This is a genomic window from Streptomyces sp. CA-243310, from assembly GCF_050936775.1.
In the GTDB taxonomy this organism is placed as follows: domain Bacteria; phylum Actinomycetota; class Actinomycetes; order Streptomycetales; family Streptomycetaceae; genus Streptomyces.
On record NZ_JBNJMF010000002.1, the window covers coordinates 426,399 to 441,480 of the forward strand.

A 15,082-nucleotide genomic window follows, 5' to 3' on the forward strand; every position below is an offset into this window, starting at 1 on the left:
GTCGGAGCGGCCGTCACAGGCGGGCGGGGCGGGCGCTCCGGCGGGGACCGGTCCGCCGGGCCCCGCCCGTGCGAGTGACTCGCGTCAGTCCACGAGGACGCCCGGATTGAGGATGCCGTGGGGGTCCAGGGCGCCCTTGGCCGCGCGCAGGGCGAGGGCGAAGGGTTCGGGGCGCTGGAGGTCGTAGCCGGGGCGGTGGTCGCGGCCCACGGCGTGGTGGTGGGTGATGGTGGCGCGATGGCGGTGCAGCACCTCTCCCGCGACCTCCTTCAGGTGGTCCCACACCGCGACCTGATCGTCCGGGCGACCCGCCGCGAGGACCGTGAAGTACGGGGCCGCGCCGTCCGGGTAGACGTGGGTGAGGCGGCAGTTGACGAGGGCGGGATGGCCCGTGGCCTTGAGGGCGGCCGCGCCGACCTCGGTGCGTACGGCGTCGATCAGGCCCGGGACGCGGTCCCAGGTGGCCGCCGTCTCGAAGGTTTCCGCGATGGCGCCCATCCTGGCCAGGCCGTCGCGCAGGTACGGCATGCGCAGGAACGCCGAACGCCAGGCGCCGACCGCGTCCCGGCCGCCGTCGCGGGACTCACCCGTCCGGCCGCCGTGGGCGCGGGCGAGTCCGACGGCCTGCTCCAGGCGGGTGTCCACGGGGAAGTCGGCCGACTCGAACCCGAGGACCAGGACCGACGAACCGTCCTGGGAGGCGCCCGAGAGCGCGGCCTCCCCGGAGTCCAGGAGGCGGCAGTTCGCGGGGGCGAGGTCGGATCCGGCGATCACGCGCACCGCCTCCAGTGCGGCGGCGAAGGACTCGAAGGCGAGTGCGGCGGACGCCTTGTGGACGGGCCGTTCCCGTAGGCGCATCCAGGCCTCGGTGATGACGCCGAGAGCGCCCTCGGAGCCGAGGAAGAGCCGGTCGGGGGAGGGCCCGGCGCCGGAGCCGGGCAGCCGCCAGGAGGTGCCGGCGCCGGCCGGGGTGACCACCCTCAGCGACTGGGCGAAGTCGTCGATGTGGGTGTGGAGCGTGGCGTAGTGACCGCCGGCCCTGGTCGCCAGCCAGCCGCCCAGCGTGGAGAACTCGAAGCTCTGCGGGAAGTGTCGCAGCGTCAGTCCGTGGGGGCGCAGTTGGTCCTCCAGGGACGGGCCGAGGACCCCGGCCTGGATCCGGGCGGCCCGCCCGACCACGTCGACCTCCAGGACCCGGTTCATGGCGGTCAGGTCCATGGACAGCACGGCCCGGTGCCGGTCGCCCCGGTACTCCACACCGCCCGACACGGACGAGCCGCCGCCGAACGGGACCACCGCGACGCCGTGTTCGCCGGCCCACTCCAGCAGGTCGGCGACCTCACGGTCGTTCTCGGGGTGGGCGACGAGGTCGGGAATGCGGCCGGGGCGGCCGTGCAGGGCGCGGGCCACGTCTCGGTAGGCCTTGCCCATCGCGTGCGCGGCCCGCGCCGCGGGGTCGGCGGTGACCGTGCCCGACAGGCTCCGGGGGGCCTGCACGGCGGGGCGGTCGATGGTCAGGTCGGATATCCGGGGCACGGGGAGCGGCCGGGCGAGGGTGCCGGGCAACAGGGCGCCCATGGCGGTGCACTCGGCGTCGTCGGGGTGGGCGTCCGCCCAGCCCCAACCCCACCAGGATCGGGTGCGGGCGGTGTGGTGCGTCGTCGTCCGGGTGGCGCCGGCCATGGGGGCTCCAAAGGATCGAAGGAACTTACCTTGAGGTAAATTACCTACTGATAATATCCACTCATGGCAACCCCACGTTCGAAAGCGGGAACCAAGGGCGTCCCGCGAGCGCTCCGGGAGGAGCAGATCCTCGCGGCGGCCACCGAGGAGTTCGGCGCCCGCGGCTACGCCGGCGCCTCCCTGGCCGCCGTCGCCGCGCGCGTCGGCGTGACGAAGACGTTGTTGCACCAGTACTTCGGCGCCAAGCAGGATCTCCACCTCGCCTGCCTGACCCCCGTCGGCGACCGGCTCGTGGCCGCCATGCGCGAGGCCGTCGCCGAGGACGGGGCCACCGCCCCGGGAACGCCACTGCGGGTGCTGCGCGCGATCTTCAACGCCCTCGAAGGGCGGCGCGAGTCCTGGTTCGTCCTCTACGACACCTCGCTGCCCCCGGACGGCGAGAGTGCCCGGCGGGCGGCGGCGTACCGTGCGTCCGTCGACCGGCTCGCCGCGGGCGGCACCGCCGACCTGTTGCGCGCCGCCGGATCCACCGACCCGCTCGACGCCGACGCCCTCAACCACGTCTGGCAGGGCCTGGTCGCGACCCTCGTCCGCTGGTGGATCAAGCACCCCGACCAGTCGCCCGAGGCCATGGCCCGGCGCTGCGCCCGCCTCTTCGCCGTCGGCGCGGCCCTCGCCTGCGACGGCCCGGACCTCGGAGTCCCGGTGGCGGAGGCCGCGGATCGAACGGCGACGCCGGGCGTTTCGTGACATCGTGGCGCCCTGCCCGTCGACGTTCGCCCGGCCTCGGTACCCGGCCCGCTGAACCCCGACCGGTCGCACGGGCCGCCGGGACGCCGACCGCGCCGGAGGCGCCCGTCATGTGACCGGTCGTCGACCTCGTCGCGGTCACGGCGGCATGGGTACCGACGGGCCGGCCGATCTCCGCATTCTCCGCCGGGTCACCGGACGGTGGACATCGCGTGGGCGCGCACGACCCCGATCTCCCGAGGGGCGATGTCCGTGCCAGGCGGGGCAAGGGCGAGGGCCGCGACCTGTCCGCCGGTGCCCGAGGCCGTGAGGTGGCCGGCGCCGGAACCCACCGCACGGCCCGCGGGCGCTCCGCGGGTACGAGCCCGTCGCGCCCGGCGAGGCCCTCGCGATCCAGGACGGATCGCGGCGGGGACGGATCGCGGTGGTGGCCGTCCGCGGCGCGGCGCCATCCGTCGGTGTCAGTCGAACCGGATGTGCTTGACCCCGATCACGGTCCGGCGCAGCCTCCCCCGCAGCGCGTTGTCGGTGTCGGGGGTGAGGGTCAGGCCGGCCGATCCGGCGATGTGGTCGGCGACCTGTGGGACGGTGAGCCGGTCGGTCCACACCTGCTCCGCGAACTCCTCCCCGCGCAGGCGTTCCAGACAGTGGTCGAGCTTCGACACCGCGAAGCTCTCGCGCCTCAAGGGGGCGTCCTTCCCCGCGAGGAGCCGCACGCCGCGCCCGAAGCCCCGCTCCCGCAGGCGTCGCAACACAGTCTCGCGGTCGGCCATGAGGGCGAAGTGCCTTACGTCGTGGCCCCGTTCACGCAGCCGGCCGACGATCTCCCGGTGGTAGGCGGGCTCGACCACGGTCATCGGCACGATCACCGTGCCCTCGTACCCGGTCAGGGCGAGGTCCAGCATCTCGTACACGCTCCGCCGCCAGGCGGGAAGGTCCTGGAAGTCCGCGCGCAGCGCGGGAGGCAGCATCCGGTGCAGGCCGAACCCCACGTGTTCCGGGTCGCAGACGACACTGCCCGGAAGGCGCCGTCGGATCTCGTACGCGCCCTGCGTCTTGCCGCCGCCGAAGGGACCGTTGATCCACACCATCATGCGCCGACCCTACGGGAGACGGTTCCGACAGCAGGGTGCGAGGGCGCCGCCGCTGCCGCCTCGGGCCTCGGGCCTCGGGCCTCGGGCCTCGGGCCTCGGGCCTCGGGCCTCGGGTCCCGGTCGCGGCAGACGGCGGTTCACGGACGGGGTGTCAGAGGCGGGCCTGGGAGCCGTTGAGTTCCACGAAGCCCAACAGCTGCCTCAGGGCGGCGAAGCTCGTTATGACCCGGCCGAGGATGTTGATCGAACCCGGGCGGCCGTGCCGCAGGTTGTAGGCGAACTGGGAGATGGCTCCCCACTGGTTCTCCAGCCCCGCGTAGCCGTCGCCCAGCGCGTTCGTCTCGTGACTGATGATGTTGCCGTAGACGCGATTGAGGATCGGCGCGAAGCGCGCGGACTCCGAGAAGATCTGGGCGGCGACGAGCAGGGCGCGGCCGACGTTGTCGTTGTACGCGGTGACGTTGTTCAGCTGCCGCATGGCGTTGTACATGCTGTTGGGGGTGAACACGAGGTTCTGCCGGTCGTTGCCGCCGGGGAGGCTGTTGTAGTTGCCGGTGTTCGGCATGAACCGGGCCGACACCCCCAGGGCCTCCTGGAACTGCTGCTCGCGGTCGTGGAAGGCCCAGTGCATGTTGCTCCGGGGCGAGTAGAAGCCGGCGACGTAGAGGTTGTCGGCCCAGATGTAGACCGAGGCGACGTGCTCGTTGTTCGTGTCGAGCACCCTGACCTGGATGAGGCGGCCGGCCTCGGTGGTCGTCTGCGTGACGTTCTCCTCCTCCGTGGGTTCACCGTAGGAACGCCGATGGATCTCGTCGATCAATCGGTAATAGCGGGTGGCGTGTTCCGGTCCACCCTCGGTGATCTTGGAGACGTTCCAGTCGATGACCGAAAAGTTCGTCGCGGACGCCGTACCGCTCAGTGCGGTGACCAGCCCCATGGCCATGGCAAGCGACAGGAACGCGGAGCACAATCTCTTGAGCATGTTTCCCTTCTCTCCCGGCACGGAAATGCGGGATCGAGGACGGATGACGGTTTCCCGAGCACGCGAATGACGATCGCCCGGGAAGGAAGAACGTACGAGTTCCCTCGCCTTCCGCGTTTCCACTGCGTGCACGCCCTCTTGACCCGCGGCGCACGGCGTCAGGCAGGTCTCGATCGGCGGGGCAGGTCTCGGTCGGCGGGCCACGCCCACATCAATTCGGAGGGTCCCATTCCGAATCGAGGGCGAATTCAGGCAACGCCGGCTGATTCCCATCGGGTCGAACTCATTGCCACCGCCGAGGCGTGCCGTGTGATCACCCGCCCCCACCTCCCGGATATCACGACATCCGTGATGCGGTGATAGAAAAGGATCTTGGCTCTTGCTTCCGAGATCGCCGTCCTCAGCCGGCACTGTCCGGAAGCAGTAATTCCGCACCACCACAGGAAGGTCCAGGGCAGACGATGTATGCGCGCCCCGACGAGGTCCGTCACCTGCACACGCTCGGTCCCCACGGCACCAATCTGGAAGCCGCCTCCCACGAATGGTTCCGCAGACGAGGTGTCGAGGGGACCGTCGAACTCCACGCCTCGATCGAGTCCGCGTTGGAGGCCGTGCCCGACGACGGACGGCACGCGCTGACCGCCTGCGCCGTCTACCCGGCCCTGCACACCCTGGTCTTCTCCAACCTGCACCGGCTCCACATGATCGACAGCTTCGTGATGCCGACCCACAACATGGTGCTCGCCAGCAGCGGTACGCAGGACCCGGCGACCGTCGCCTCCCACCCCGCCCCGAAGGGCCTCGTCCCCGAGCCCGCGCGGATCCGCGAGGTGCTGAGCAACTCGCAGGCGGCCATCGACTGCGCCGAGGGTCTCGTCGACGGCTGCATCACCACCATCGTGGCCGCCGAGCGGCACGGACTGCGGGTCCTGCGGGACTTCGGTCCGGTGCCGATGGTCTTCACCGTCCACCAGGTCCTGGCCGTCCGCGCCGAGGGCGGGCGTCCCCTCGCCGTGGGGGCCGCCCGATGAGCACCGGACGCTTCACCTCCGCGACCGCACCCGTACCGGCGGACCTCCTGGCCGAGGCCGACCTGTTGACGGATGCGCTCATTCCGATGGTGAATCGTTTCCGCGACCGTCAGCGGGACGACGGCACCGTCGCCGATCCCACCCCCGACGACGCCGAACTGCTGTGCCGGATACGCGACGAGGCGACATCCTGGTACCGCCGTCACGGACTCGACGGACAGGCCGACGCGCTGGTGGAGGACGTGGACGGCTGGCTGGCGGCCGGTCTCGACTCCCGCCCCCACTTCGCGCGCTCCCGGGACGCCCTGCGGGTCCCCGCCGACGGCGAGCCGGTCTTCTTCCTCGCCCCCTTGCAGAGCACCAACAGCGCCCCGCCCGTCGGCAAGCGCCTCGACTGCTTCCTCGCCCTGCGCAAGGAGCCCGACGCCTTGGCGGGCATGGCCGCGGACTTCCCGCACCCGAAGAACAACTGCCAGTCGCTCGTCCTCGTCGCCGGCAGCGCCGGCTTCGCCCAGGGCTCCTGCATCGTCTTCTTCCCGGAGAACGTCGCGGCGCACGACAAGGTGACCGACCAGCCGTACGCCATGTTCTTCTACAACAAGATGCGGAAGATCCACGAGACGTACGCGCTGCCCGCCGCCGCGGCCGTGCTGACCCCGGACTCGCTGCCGGGCGCCTCCAGCGGCCTCGCCGCCGACGTGTGCTTCGAGGCCCGCGCCATCTGGGGCTACCTCCACGACTCGATGCACTACCAGGGCCTGTGGCCGTTCGACGAGAACATCTCCCTGAAGATGAACTGGTTCGTCGGACTCCTGGAGGAGATCAAGGTCGACGCGAAGACCGTCCTGGCCTGCGCCGACAGCGGCCTCGTCCCCTTCGCCGAGCAACAGATCGACATGATCCTGCTGGAGCGGGTGTTCCGCTATCCGCAGGCCGACGACGCCACCCGCAACTTCGACTCCGGCACCGGTGTGTTCCTCTACTCCTGGTTCCGCGAGCACGAGGCGCTCGCCGGATCGCCTGCCGACGGCGGGCTGTTGCGGTTCGACCGCGCCAAGGCCCTGGAGGCGCTGCGCGCGTTCGTGACGAGCGTGGAGAAGCTGGAGGCCGACGTGAGCGACGACGACGAGTACCGCGCCGCCGCCAAGGAGTTCGTGCGCCGGTACCTCCCCGAGGGCGAGCCCCGGCAGCGGTTCTCGTTCACCGCGGACCAGCTCGTACTGCGGCGGGCCAAGAGCGACCTCGACCGCCTGCCACCGCTCGAATTCGCGCGGGCGGGGTGGTGACTTCCGCCGGGGCCGGTCGCGGGGGCGGGCGCCTGGTCGTGCCCGCCCTCGCGGCGTGCATGGTCCTCCTGCTCGCCGCCGGCTGGCTGCTCTCCGGCCACTTGGTGGCCGGCGTGCCGCCGCTCGCGGTGGCCGCGGGGCGGACCGCCACGGCCTTCGTCGTGATCATGATGATCGCGCTGCTGACCCCGCGCGGTCGTACCGGGGCCCGGACGGCCGCCGCCCGGCCCCGCGCCGTCCTGGCCCTCGCGTTCCTCGGCTTCTTCGCCTACTACTCGGGAACCCTCCTCGGCACCCGGTACGTGGGAGCCTCCCGGGTCGGGCTGATCGTCTCGCTCCTGCCCTGCGTCACCTTCGTCATCGGCATCCTCGCGTTCCGCGAGCCGTCCTCGCGCCGCAAGGTCCTCGGGACGGTCCTCGCCGGCGCGGGCGCGATCGGCTTCCTGCTGGCCGACGGCGCCGCGAGCGCCGGGTCCGGCTCGGACGGCGACGCCGCCACCCTCCTCGCGGGGGGCTCTCTCGCCTTCGGCGGCACCCTCACCTACGCCCTGTACGGGTACGTCTACCGGCAGCGCATGTCCGACGTACCGGCCCTCGCGGCCCTCCCGGCCATCACCGGGGCCGGCACGCTCATGCTCGGCGTCACCGCGCTGCTGTTCGTGCCACTCGGCGGGGTCTCCGCAGCCGACTGGGGTGGCGTCGCCGTGCTCGGCGCGGTCCTCACCGCCCCCGTCTTCCTCATCTCGCACGAACTGATCCTGCGCAAGGGGCCGTTGTTCACCTCCGCGCTGGGACTGGCCGTGCCCTTCCTGGTGCGGCTCGGCGAATGGGGTCTGGGCACGGCCGCCGCGCCGGGCGCGCTCCCGATCCTGCTCATCGCCGGGTCCGCGGCCGGTGTGTGGCTCACCGTGGGCGGTCGCCGGCGCGCGGGGGCCGCCGTACCCGCCCGCCCCCGCACCGAGAGCGACTCCGGGACCGGCACCGAGTCGGAGACCGAGTCCGAGAACGACAGACCCGTTCACCGTGCCTCCGCCACGGCCGAGGCCCTCCCGCCAAGGAGCCCATCGTGACCGCCTCCCGCCCGACCCTCGTCCTGCTCCACCAACGCGTCGGCCTGCCCTGGCTCTTCGAGGCCGCCGTGCGCGCCGGCATCGACCTGATCCTCGTACCGCGATCCGACGAACGGGTGGACCCGGACCGGCTGCCGCCGGCGGTCGTGGAGTTGCTGCCGCTCGATGTGGCCGGTGACCCGGCCGGGGCACTGAAGACCCTGCGCGAACGGCACGAGAGCACGCCCTTCGACGGCATCGTCACCCTCTACGACCCGTTCGTGCCGTTCGTCGCGGACGCGGCGGAACTCCTCGGACTGCCCGGCATCGGACCGACGGTCGCGCGCAACGCCCAGGACAAGCGGATCATGCGCGAGCGGCTCGCGGCTGCCGGCCTGAACGTGCCGCGCTTCACGCGCCTCGATCCCGCCGACGATCCCGCCGCGACCGTCCGTGAGGCGGGCCTGACCTTCCCCGTCGTGGTCAAGCCCGCCCTCGGCATGTCCAGCCTCGGCGTGACCCGGGTCGACTCCGGCGACGCGCTCGGCACGGTCGTGACGGACGTGCGCCGGGTGTCCGCGGGCACCGCCGACGGAGGCGCCGGGCTGATCGTCGAGGAGTACCTCGACGGACCCGAGTTCGCCGTCGAGTCGCTGGTCCACGAGGGCCGGGTGCAGGTCCTGTCCATCGGCTACAAGGGCGACCCGCAGGGACCGTACTTCGAGGAGAGCGTCTACCGGGCGCCCGCCGCGCTGCCCGAGGCCGTCCGGGCCGACGTCGTGCGCGAGGTGATCGCCGCCCACGCGGCTCTCGGCATCGCCCTCGGCCCCACCCACACCGAACTGCGCCTGCGCGGCGGCTCCATCCCGTACCTCCTGGAGATGGGGGCACGGATCGGTGGTTCCGGGGTGTCCCACTACATCGCGGAGAACGTCACCGGCGTCGACCTCGCCGCCGAGACGTTGCGCATCGCGGCCGGCCTGCCGCCCCTGCGCGCCGTCGAACAGGGCTTCACCGAGCCCGTCGCCGCGTCCGCGAACTACATCGTGCCGTGCGGCGGACACGGCACGATCGTCGCCCTGCACGGCCTCGACGAGGCGGAGGCCGACCCGAGGGTCGACCACCTCGTGCGGATGCTCGCCCCGGGCGACGTGGTCCGCCCCTACCCGGACTTCACCGGCTACCCGGCGTTCATCCTGTCCCGGCACGCCGACCTCACCGAGGCGGAGGAGTTCCACGGCCACCTCGAGCAGGCCATCCGCATCGACTACGCCCCCGCGACCTCCGAGGAGAACCCTTCGTGACCGCCCTCCCCTTCGACGACCGCGACGGCACGATCTGGCTGGACGGCCGGTTCGTGCCCTGGCGCGAGGCCCGGCTGCACGTCCTCAGCCACGGCCTGCACTACGGCGGAGCCGTCTTCGAGGGCGTGCGCGTCTACGGCGGCCGGATGTTCAAGTCGTCGGAGCACGCCGAGCGACTGCTCTCCTCCGCCCGGGAGCTGAACTACTCGCTCCCCCACTCCGCGGCCGAACTCGACGCCGCGGCACGGGAGATCGTCCGCCGCGAGGGCATCGTCGACGGGTACGTCCGGCCCGTGGCCTGGCGGGGCAGCGAGCAGATCAGCGTCTCCGGGGCCGGCAGCACCCCGCACGTGGCCATCGCCGCCTGGGAATGGCCGCACGTCTTCTCCGCCGAGGCGGCGCGTGCCGGCATCCGGCTGCGCACCTCGAAGTGGCGCCGCCCCGACCCGGCGACCGCACCGGTCCGGGCCAAGGCCGCGTCCTTGTACAACATCTGTACGCTGGCCCGCGACGAGGCCGAGGCGGCGGGCTACGACGACGCCCTGCTCCTCGACCTGCGCGGCGGGCTCGCGGAGGCCACCGGGGCCAACCTCTTCCTGGTGATCGACGGGGCCCTGCACACGCCGACGCCGGACTCCTTCCTCGACGGCATCACCCGACAGACGGTCATCGCCCTCGCCGCCGACCTCGGCATCGAGGTGGTCGTGCGCCGCATCGAGCCCGGTGAACTCGACCGCGCCGAGGAGGTCTTCCTCACCGGAACGGCGTACGAGGTCCAGCCGGTCAGCGGTGTCGACGAGCGGACGTACCGGGTGGGCAAGGTGACGTCGGAACTGGCCGCGGCGTACGCGCGGCTCGTCCGTTCCTCCTAGGTTCTCTGTCGTGGGGGCCGTCCGGAGGCGTCCCGAGCGGCCGTCCGGGTGGTGAGGTCACGGACGATCCGGGCCGCGTGTCCGCGACCGCGTCAGGAGGAAGGAGCGCCGTGTCGACGCTTCTGATGGGCCTCCTCATGCTCGTGAGTGGCGGCGGTGCCGGCGTGCGTCCTGGTGATGGTCCTCATGCTGAGGAACCCGCCCCGTTCGCCGTCCGGGATCAGCGCGGACGTTTCCCCCGGATCCCGCCGGACCCCGGGCGAGGCCTTCAGCGCGGGGCCGCGGCGATCCGTACGTGGTGGTGTTCGTGGTCGGAGAGGAACGCCGCCAACTCCTGGCCCTGCTCGGCCACGGCGGTGCGGTCCGCCGGGGAGAAGCGGCGCAGCGGGGTGACCGTGACGGTACCGTCCCGGACGGTCCACGTGGCGGAGACCCTGCCGTCCAACAGCACGACGCGTTCACCGGCGACCGACAGGCCCCGGTGGGCGTCGTCGATGATCCGGCCGCGGTCGTGATGGCCGAGGATCGCGTTGTCGAACGCCGGCAGGAACCGCACCGGGGCGGGTGTGTCGGGATCGGGCCGGGGCGCGTCCGGGAGGTCCAGGAGTTCCCGCCCCCGCTCGTCCCGGAAGGTGACCAGCTCCTCGCGCATCGCGGAGATCGCCGCCGGCAGGCCGGCGAGTCCGCACCAGGCGCGCACGTCGGCCGAGGCCGCGGGACCGTACGCGGCGAGGTAGCGCCGCACGAGCGCCTGCCCCACCGGATCGGAGGCGTCCCCGGACGGGGGGTCGACCTCACGGCCCAGCCAGGAGGAGAGCAGAACGTTGCGTACGCCCGCCTTCGTCCGCCAGAGTCCGCGCGGCGGCATCTGCGTCATCGGGAGCAGGGCGGCGACGAGCATCTCCCCCAGGGGCCGCGGCGGCGGCGTCGACCGGCCGAGTGCCCGGGCGAGTTCGGTCATCGAGCGGGGCTCTCCGTCGGCCATCACCGCGCGGCCCGCCTCGGCGAGTTCGTCGAGGTCCGCCCCGGCGAAGTCGGCGCGGTAGGTACCCAGCACCCTTTGGCGCAGCATGGTGTCGTGGCGGGCGCGCCAGGCCAGGGCGTCGTCGGCAGTGACGAGGTGAACGGTGCGGCGCATGAGGTGGGTACGCACCACGGCCCGTCCGGTCAGCAGGTCGGACAGCTCCGCGGGGGCGAACGCGTGCAGCCGCGACCAGAGCCCGACGAAGGGTTCCTGCGGTTCCTGGGCCTGGAGCCCGCAGAGGTGCGCGACGGCGTCGAGGGCAGGCACCCGGGCCCGGTCGAGCAGGAACTGACGGGCGAGTGTGGCACGGCCCAGGGCGCGGGCGCCGAGGACGGTCATCGGGATCCCCCCACCGGCGGAGTGCCAGTCCGGTTCTCCTCGCGCGGGGCATGGAACACGCTCGTCTCCTTGGCTGCTCGGCGGCCGGCACCCCGGGGTGCGCCGCGGATCGGGGTACTCGTCGGGTCAGGGCGGGGACCGGGGGCCCGGCGTTCGATGTCGGGCGTTCCGGTGTCCGGGCGCACGGCGGTGCAGTGGCCCGGCGCACCCGGCCGGACGTCCGCCGGGCGGCACCGTCCGGCGTTCGCCCCGTCAGGTCGACTTCTGCCCGTCGAGCGCCTCGCGCACGATGTCGGCGTGGCCGGCGTGCTGGGCGGTCTCGGCGATGACGTGCAGGAGGGTTCCGCGGACGCTGAGCACCCCTGCGGACTCGTTCCACGGCGCGTCGGGAACGGGGTGCGTCGCCGACAGGTCGGGTACGGCGCGGACGATCTCCTCGGTGCGAGCCGCGACCTGTTCGTAGCGGGCGAGGATCCCGGCCGATGTCTCCCCCGGCCGCACCTGGAAGTCGTTCCGGTGGTCGATGGCCCACTGCGGGAACTCGCGTGCCGTGCCGGCCGCGACCTCGGCCCAGGTGACGCCTTCGGGCAGGTCGAAGCGCATCGCCGAGGGGCCCTCGACGACGAAGCGCAGCCATCCCTCCTCCATGGACGCGACGTGCTTGATCAGCCCGCCCAGGCACAGCTCACCGGCCGTCGGGCGGTCGCCGAGCCGATCGTCGTCGAGTCCGCGCACCGTGGCGAGCAGGGCGGTTCGGGCGGTCCCGAGCGCGGCGAGCAGGTCGGCGCGTTCCGCGTCGACGGCCGGGGTCGGTGTGGCCGGGGCGGGCTCGTGCGAGACGGGCGTGGTCCTGGTGGTCATGGTGGGTGGTCCTTCCGGTCGGCGTTTCGTGTTCGCGTTCGCGGTACGGGACAACCATCACCGAGGTAGAGGACAGGGAATGTCCGTCACTCGGGGCATCCTGGGGACATGCAGAAGACCTCGGCGCGCTTGCTCTCGTTGCTCTCGCTCCTCCAGGCCCGCAGGGACTGGCCGGGAGCGCTCCTGGCCGAACGACTGGATGTCAGCGGCCGGACCGTGCGCCGCGACGTCGACCGTCTGCGCGAGCTCGGCTACCCCATCGCGGCGTTCAAGGGTCCCGACGGCGGGTACCGGCTCGACGCCGGCGCGGAGCTTCCTCCCCTGCTGTTCGACGACGAGCAGGCCGTCGCCCTCGCCGTGGCGCTGCGGATCGCCACCACCAGCGGAGCCGGCATCGAGGAGGCCGCGGCGCGGGCGCTGAACACCGTCCGGCAGGTCATGCCCGCTCGGCTGCGCCATCGGATCGACGTCCTCCAGGTCACCGCCGTGGAACGGCCTTCCGGCCGTCCGGCGACACGGGTCGACAGTGACGTGCTCATGGCTCTCGGCGCCGCCGTCCACGCCCGCGAGGTACTTCGCTTCGACTACCGGGGCGCGACTGCGCCGGGAGCCGACGAGGGCCGGCGGGACGCCGACGGCACGGTGTCCCCTCCCCGGCGGGCACAGCCCCATCACCTCGTCACCTGGGGCGGCCGCTGGTACCTCGTCGCCTGGGACCTCGACCGCGAGGACTGGCGCACCTTCCGCGCGGACCGGATCAGCCCGCGCGTCCCCACGGGGCCCCGCTTCGTTCCGCGCGAGGTGCCCGGGGGCGATGTGGCCGCCTATGTGGCCGGCAGGTTCCACGGCTCCGGCGCCTCCGGGGACTGGCCCTGCCGCGGCGAGGTGATCCTCGACCTGCCGGCCGCCGACGTCTCCCGGTACGCCCATGACGGATTCGTCGAGGAACTCGAACCGCACCGCTGCCGGCTCGTGTTGGGCTCGTGGTCCTGGCCCGGACTGGCCGCCACCCTCGGCAGGTTCGACGCCGACATCGAGGTCGTGGGGCCGCCCGAGTTGAGGGAGGCCTTCGCGCACCTGTCGCACCGCTACGCGCGCGCCGCGACGAACACCCCCGTGGCACCCGGTACGGCCGCCACACCCGCCTCGCCTGCCACACCCGCCTTGCCCGGCACTGCCGGCACGGGCACCTGAGCCGCCCGGCGCCCCGCACGGCACGGCGCACACGCCGCGGCCCTCGTCGCCGACGATTCAGCCCCGCCCGCTCCCGCGCGGGTCGATCGGGGTGAGGACCCCCAGCCGGTCCTCGATCGCCTGGGCCGCCGCCAGGCACAGGTCCTCCCGGAACGCCCGTCCGACGATCTGCACGCCGGTCGGCAGGCCGTCGGCCACCCCGGTCGGCACGGCCACGGCGGGGACGCCGGCGAAGCTGGTCGCGGTACACAGCCGCATGGCCGAGGCGACCCGGTCCCGTCCCGCCCTGTCGCGCGACTCCAGTCCCGGCTCGACGGGCGGTTCGGTGAACACCGGCCCGAGCAGCAGCGGGTACGCGTCGAGGAACTCGGCCCACGAGCGGCGGATGTTCAGCCAGGTGCCCATCAGTTTCATGAACGCGTCGGCGCTCGCCGGCGGGGTCCGTTCCATGGTCATGCCGATGTACCGGTCCCCGCCCTCCCCGAGGAGCCCGCGCACCACGGGCCAGGTGGGGGCGAACTCGGTCACGACGATCCGGCCGTACGCGTCGAGCGCCTCGTCGAGCCTCGGTACGTCGGGTACTTCCCGTACGTCGTACCCGGCGTCCCGCAGCGCCTCGGCCGCGTCCTCGACGGCTCGGCGCACCGTGGGGTGGACCCCGTGGCCTCCGGGGTCCGTCACGACCGCGACCTTGAGGGGGCCCGGGATCGGTGCGCCGTAGGCGGGCACCGGCACGGCTCGCGGGTCTCGCGGATCGGTTCCGGCGAGTACCTCGTAGGCGAGTCTCAGGTCACCCACGGAGCGCGCCAGCGGGCCGTCGGTGACCAGGAACTGTGAGGCCGGGCCCGGATCTTCGGGGCCCAGCACCCGGTGGTCCGCGGGGAAGCGCCCGCTGGTCGGCTTCAACCCGGCCACGCCGTTGAACTGGGCGGGGATCCGGATCGATCCGCCCGAGTCGTTGCCGAGGCCGAGGGCCGCCATGCCGGTGGCGACCGCCACCCCGTCGCCACCGCTGGAGCCGCCCGGGGTCCGGTCGGGGTCCCAGGGGTTGACGGTGTCCCCGAACAGTTCGCTCCGCGTGTGCATTCCGGCGAGGATCAGCGTCGGGATGTTGGCGTGCCCGACGGGGATGGCGCCCGCCGCGCGCAGTCGTGCCACTGGGGGCGCGTCCGCCGGCGCCACCAGGTCGCGGAAGCGTTCCACACCGAACGTGGTCGGCACGCCTTTCACGGCGGTGCTCTCCTTGACGGTGAACGGTACGCCCGCGAGCGGGCCCGACACCTCACCCGCGGCCCGGCCGCGGTCCGTTCGGGCGGCTGCGGCGCGGGCCTGCTCGGCCAGGATCAGCGTGACGGCGTTCACCCGGGGGTTGACCTCGGCGATCCGCTCCAGATGGCTGTCGACCAGTTCGAGGGCGGAGACGTCCCCACCGCGTACCGCGGCCGCCTGCTCGACGGCCGTCATCCTCCACAGGGCGTCCCTCACGTCTGTACCCCTTCCCGAAACACGTTCCGATGCAAGTGCATCGAAACAGTACCCCTGGAATCGATACGAGCGCATCGCATAAAGTGTGCCGGGACCCGGAGAACCGGAGACACCGGGAGTCGGGGAGG

At 72.7% G+C, this 15,082-nt stretch carries 13 protein-coding genes and 1 pseudogene; 7 read left to right on the forward strand and 7 right to left on the reverse strand.

What is annotated here, in order from left to right; genetic code table 11:
* Positions 1-84: 84 nt before the first annotated feature.
* Positions 85-1,683, reverse strand: a complete 1,599-nt coding sequence (locus tag ACQEVM_RS19455) for an FAD-binding oxidoreductase (protein ID WP_433080737.1) — start codon at positions 1,681-1,683, stop codon at positions 85-87.
* A 63-nt stretch (positions 1,684-1,746) separates the two neighbouring features.
* On the opposite strand from ACQEVM_RS19455, the gene ACQEVM_RS19460 reads away from it, so the two are divergent.
* Positions 1,747-2,433 carry a TetR/AcrR family transcriptional regulator gene (locus ACQEVM_RS19460; protein WP_433080739.1) on the forward strand — a complete coding sequence of 229 codons (687 nt, stop codon included), beginning with the start codon at positions 1,747-1,749 and terminating at the stop codon, positions 2,431-2,433.
* A 94-nt stretch (positions 2,434-2,527) separates the two neighbouring features.
* Here the strand turns inward: ACQEVM_RS19460 and ACQEVM_RS19465 are convergent.
* From ACQEVM_RS19465 to ACQEVM_RS19475, 3 genes and pseudogenes are all read right to left on the reverse strand, one after another.
* Positions 2,528-2,770: pseudogene (locus ACQEVM_RS19465) on the reverse strand (hypothetical protein); the annotation flags it as partial.
* A gap of 124 nt (positions 2,771-2,894) precedes the next feature.
* Entirely contained in the window at positions 2,895-3,527 is a 633-nt protein-coding gene (locus tag ACQEVM_RS19470) for an AAA family ATPase (protein WP_433080741.1), read from the reverse strand.
* Positions 3,528-3,678: 151 nt separating this feature from the next.
* Positions 3,679-4,509, reverse strand: a complete 831-nt coding sequence (locus ACQEVM_RS19475) for a ribosome-inactivating family protein (protein ID WP_433080743.1) — start codon at positions 4,507-4,509, stop codon at positions 3,679-3,681.
* A gap of 461 nt (positions 4,510-4,970) precedes the next feature.
* Here ACQEVM_RS19475 and ACQEVM_RS19480 point away from each other — a divergent pair, with 461 nt between their 5' ends.
* From ACQEVM_RS19480 to ACQEVM_RS19500, 5 genes are read left to right on the forward strand one after another with little or no spacing between them, the layout of a single operon-like run.
* On the forward strand, positions 4,971-5,540 hold the full coding sequence (locus ACQEVM_RS19480) for a bacilysin biosynthesis protein BacA (protein WP_433080745.1): 570 nt from the start codon (positions 4,971-4,973) through the stop codon (positions 5,538-5,540).
* Positions 5,537-6,826, forward strand: a complete 1,290-nt coding sequence (locus ACQEVM_RS19485) for a DUF6421 family protein (protein WP_433080747.1) — start codon at positions 5,537-5,539, stop codon at positions 6,824-6,826. The genes ACQEVM_RS19480 and ACQEVM_RS19485 overlap by 4 nt, the downstream gene beginning before the upstream one ends.
* On the forward strand, positions 6,823-7,896 hold the full coding sequence (locus tag ACQEVM_RS19490) for a DMT family transporter (RefSeq protein ID WP_433080749.1): 1,074 nt from the start codon (positions 6,823-6,825) through the stop codon (positions 7,894-7,896). Before ACQEVM_RS19485 ends, ACQEVM_RS19490 begins: the two co-directional genes overlap by 4 nt.
* A complete protein-coding gene (locus ACQEVM_RS19495) occupies positions 7,893-9,179 on the forward strand; it encodes an ATP-grasp domain-containing protein (RefSeq protein WP_433080751.1) in 1,287 nt (428 codons plus the stop codon). The genes ACQEVM_RS19490 and ACQEVM_RS19495 overlap by 4 nt, the downstream gene beginning before the upstream one ends.
* Complete coding sequence (locus ACQEVM_RS19500) at positions 9,176-10,051, forward strand: branched-chain amino acid aminotransferase (RefSeq protein WP_433080753.1); 876 nt, start codon at positions 9,176-9,178, stop codon at positions 10,049-10,051. Before ACQEVM_RS19495 ends, ACQEVM_RS19500 begins: the two co-directional genes overlap by 4 nt.
* Before the next feature lie 268 nt (positions 10,052-10,319).
* Here the strand turns inward: ACQEVM_RS19500 and ACQEVM_RS19505 are convergent, their stop codons facing one another.
* Both ACQEVM_RS19505 and ACQEVM_RS19510 read right to left on the reverse strand, forming a co-directional pair.
* A complete protein-coding gene (locus tag ACQEVM_RS19505; protein WP_433080755.1) occupies positions 10,320-11,414 on the reverse strand; it encodes a winged helix DNA-binding domain-containing protein in 1,095 nt (364 codons plus the stop codon).
* Between the two features lie 252 nt (positions 11,415-11,666).
* The gene (locus ACQEVM_RS19510) at positions 11,667-12,275 is read right to left on the reverse strand and encodes a DinB family protein (protein ID WP_433080757.1); all 609 of its coding nucleotides are present in this window, start codon (positions 12,273-12,275) and stop codon (positions 11,667-11,669) included.
* 108 nt (positions 12,276-12,383) lie between these two features.
* Between ACQEVM_RS19510 and ACQEVM_RS19515 the strand changes: the two genes are divergently transcribed.
* Complete coding sequence (locus ACQEVM_RS19515; protein WP_433080759.1) at positions 12,384-13,469, forward strand: helix-turn-helix transcriptional regulator; 1,086 nt, start codon at positions 12,384-12,386, stop codon at positions 13,467-13,469.
* Positions 13,470-13,526: 57 nt separating this feature from the next.
* Here ACQEVM_RS19515 and ACQEVM_RS19520 read toward each other — a convergent pair whose 3' ends face one another.
* Positions 13,527-14,954: an amidase gene (locus tag ACQEVM_RS19520; protein ID WP_433080761.1), complete on the reverse strand. Its 1,428-nt coding sequence runs from the start codon at positions 14,952-14,954 to the stop codon at positions 13,527-13,529.
* Between the last annotated feature and the right edge of the window lie 128 nt (positions 14,955-15,082).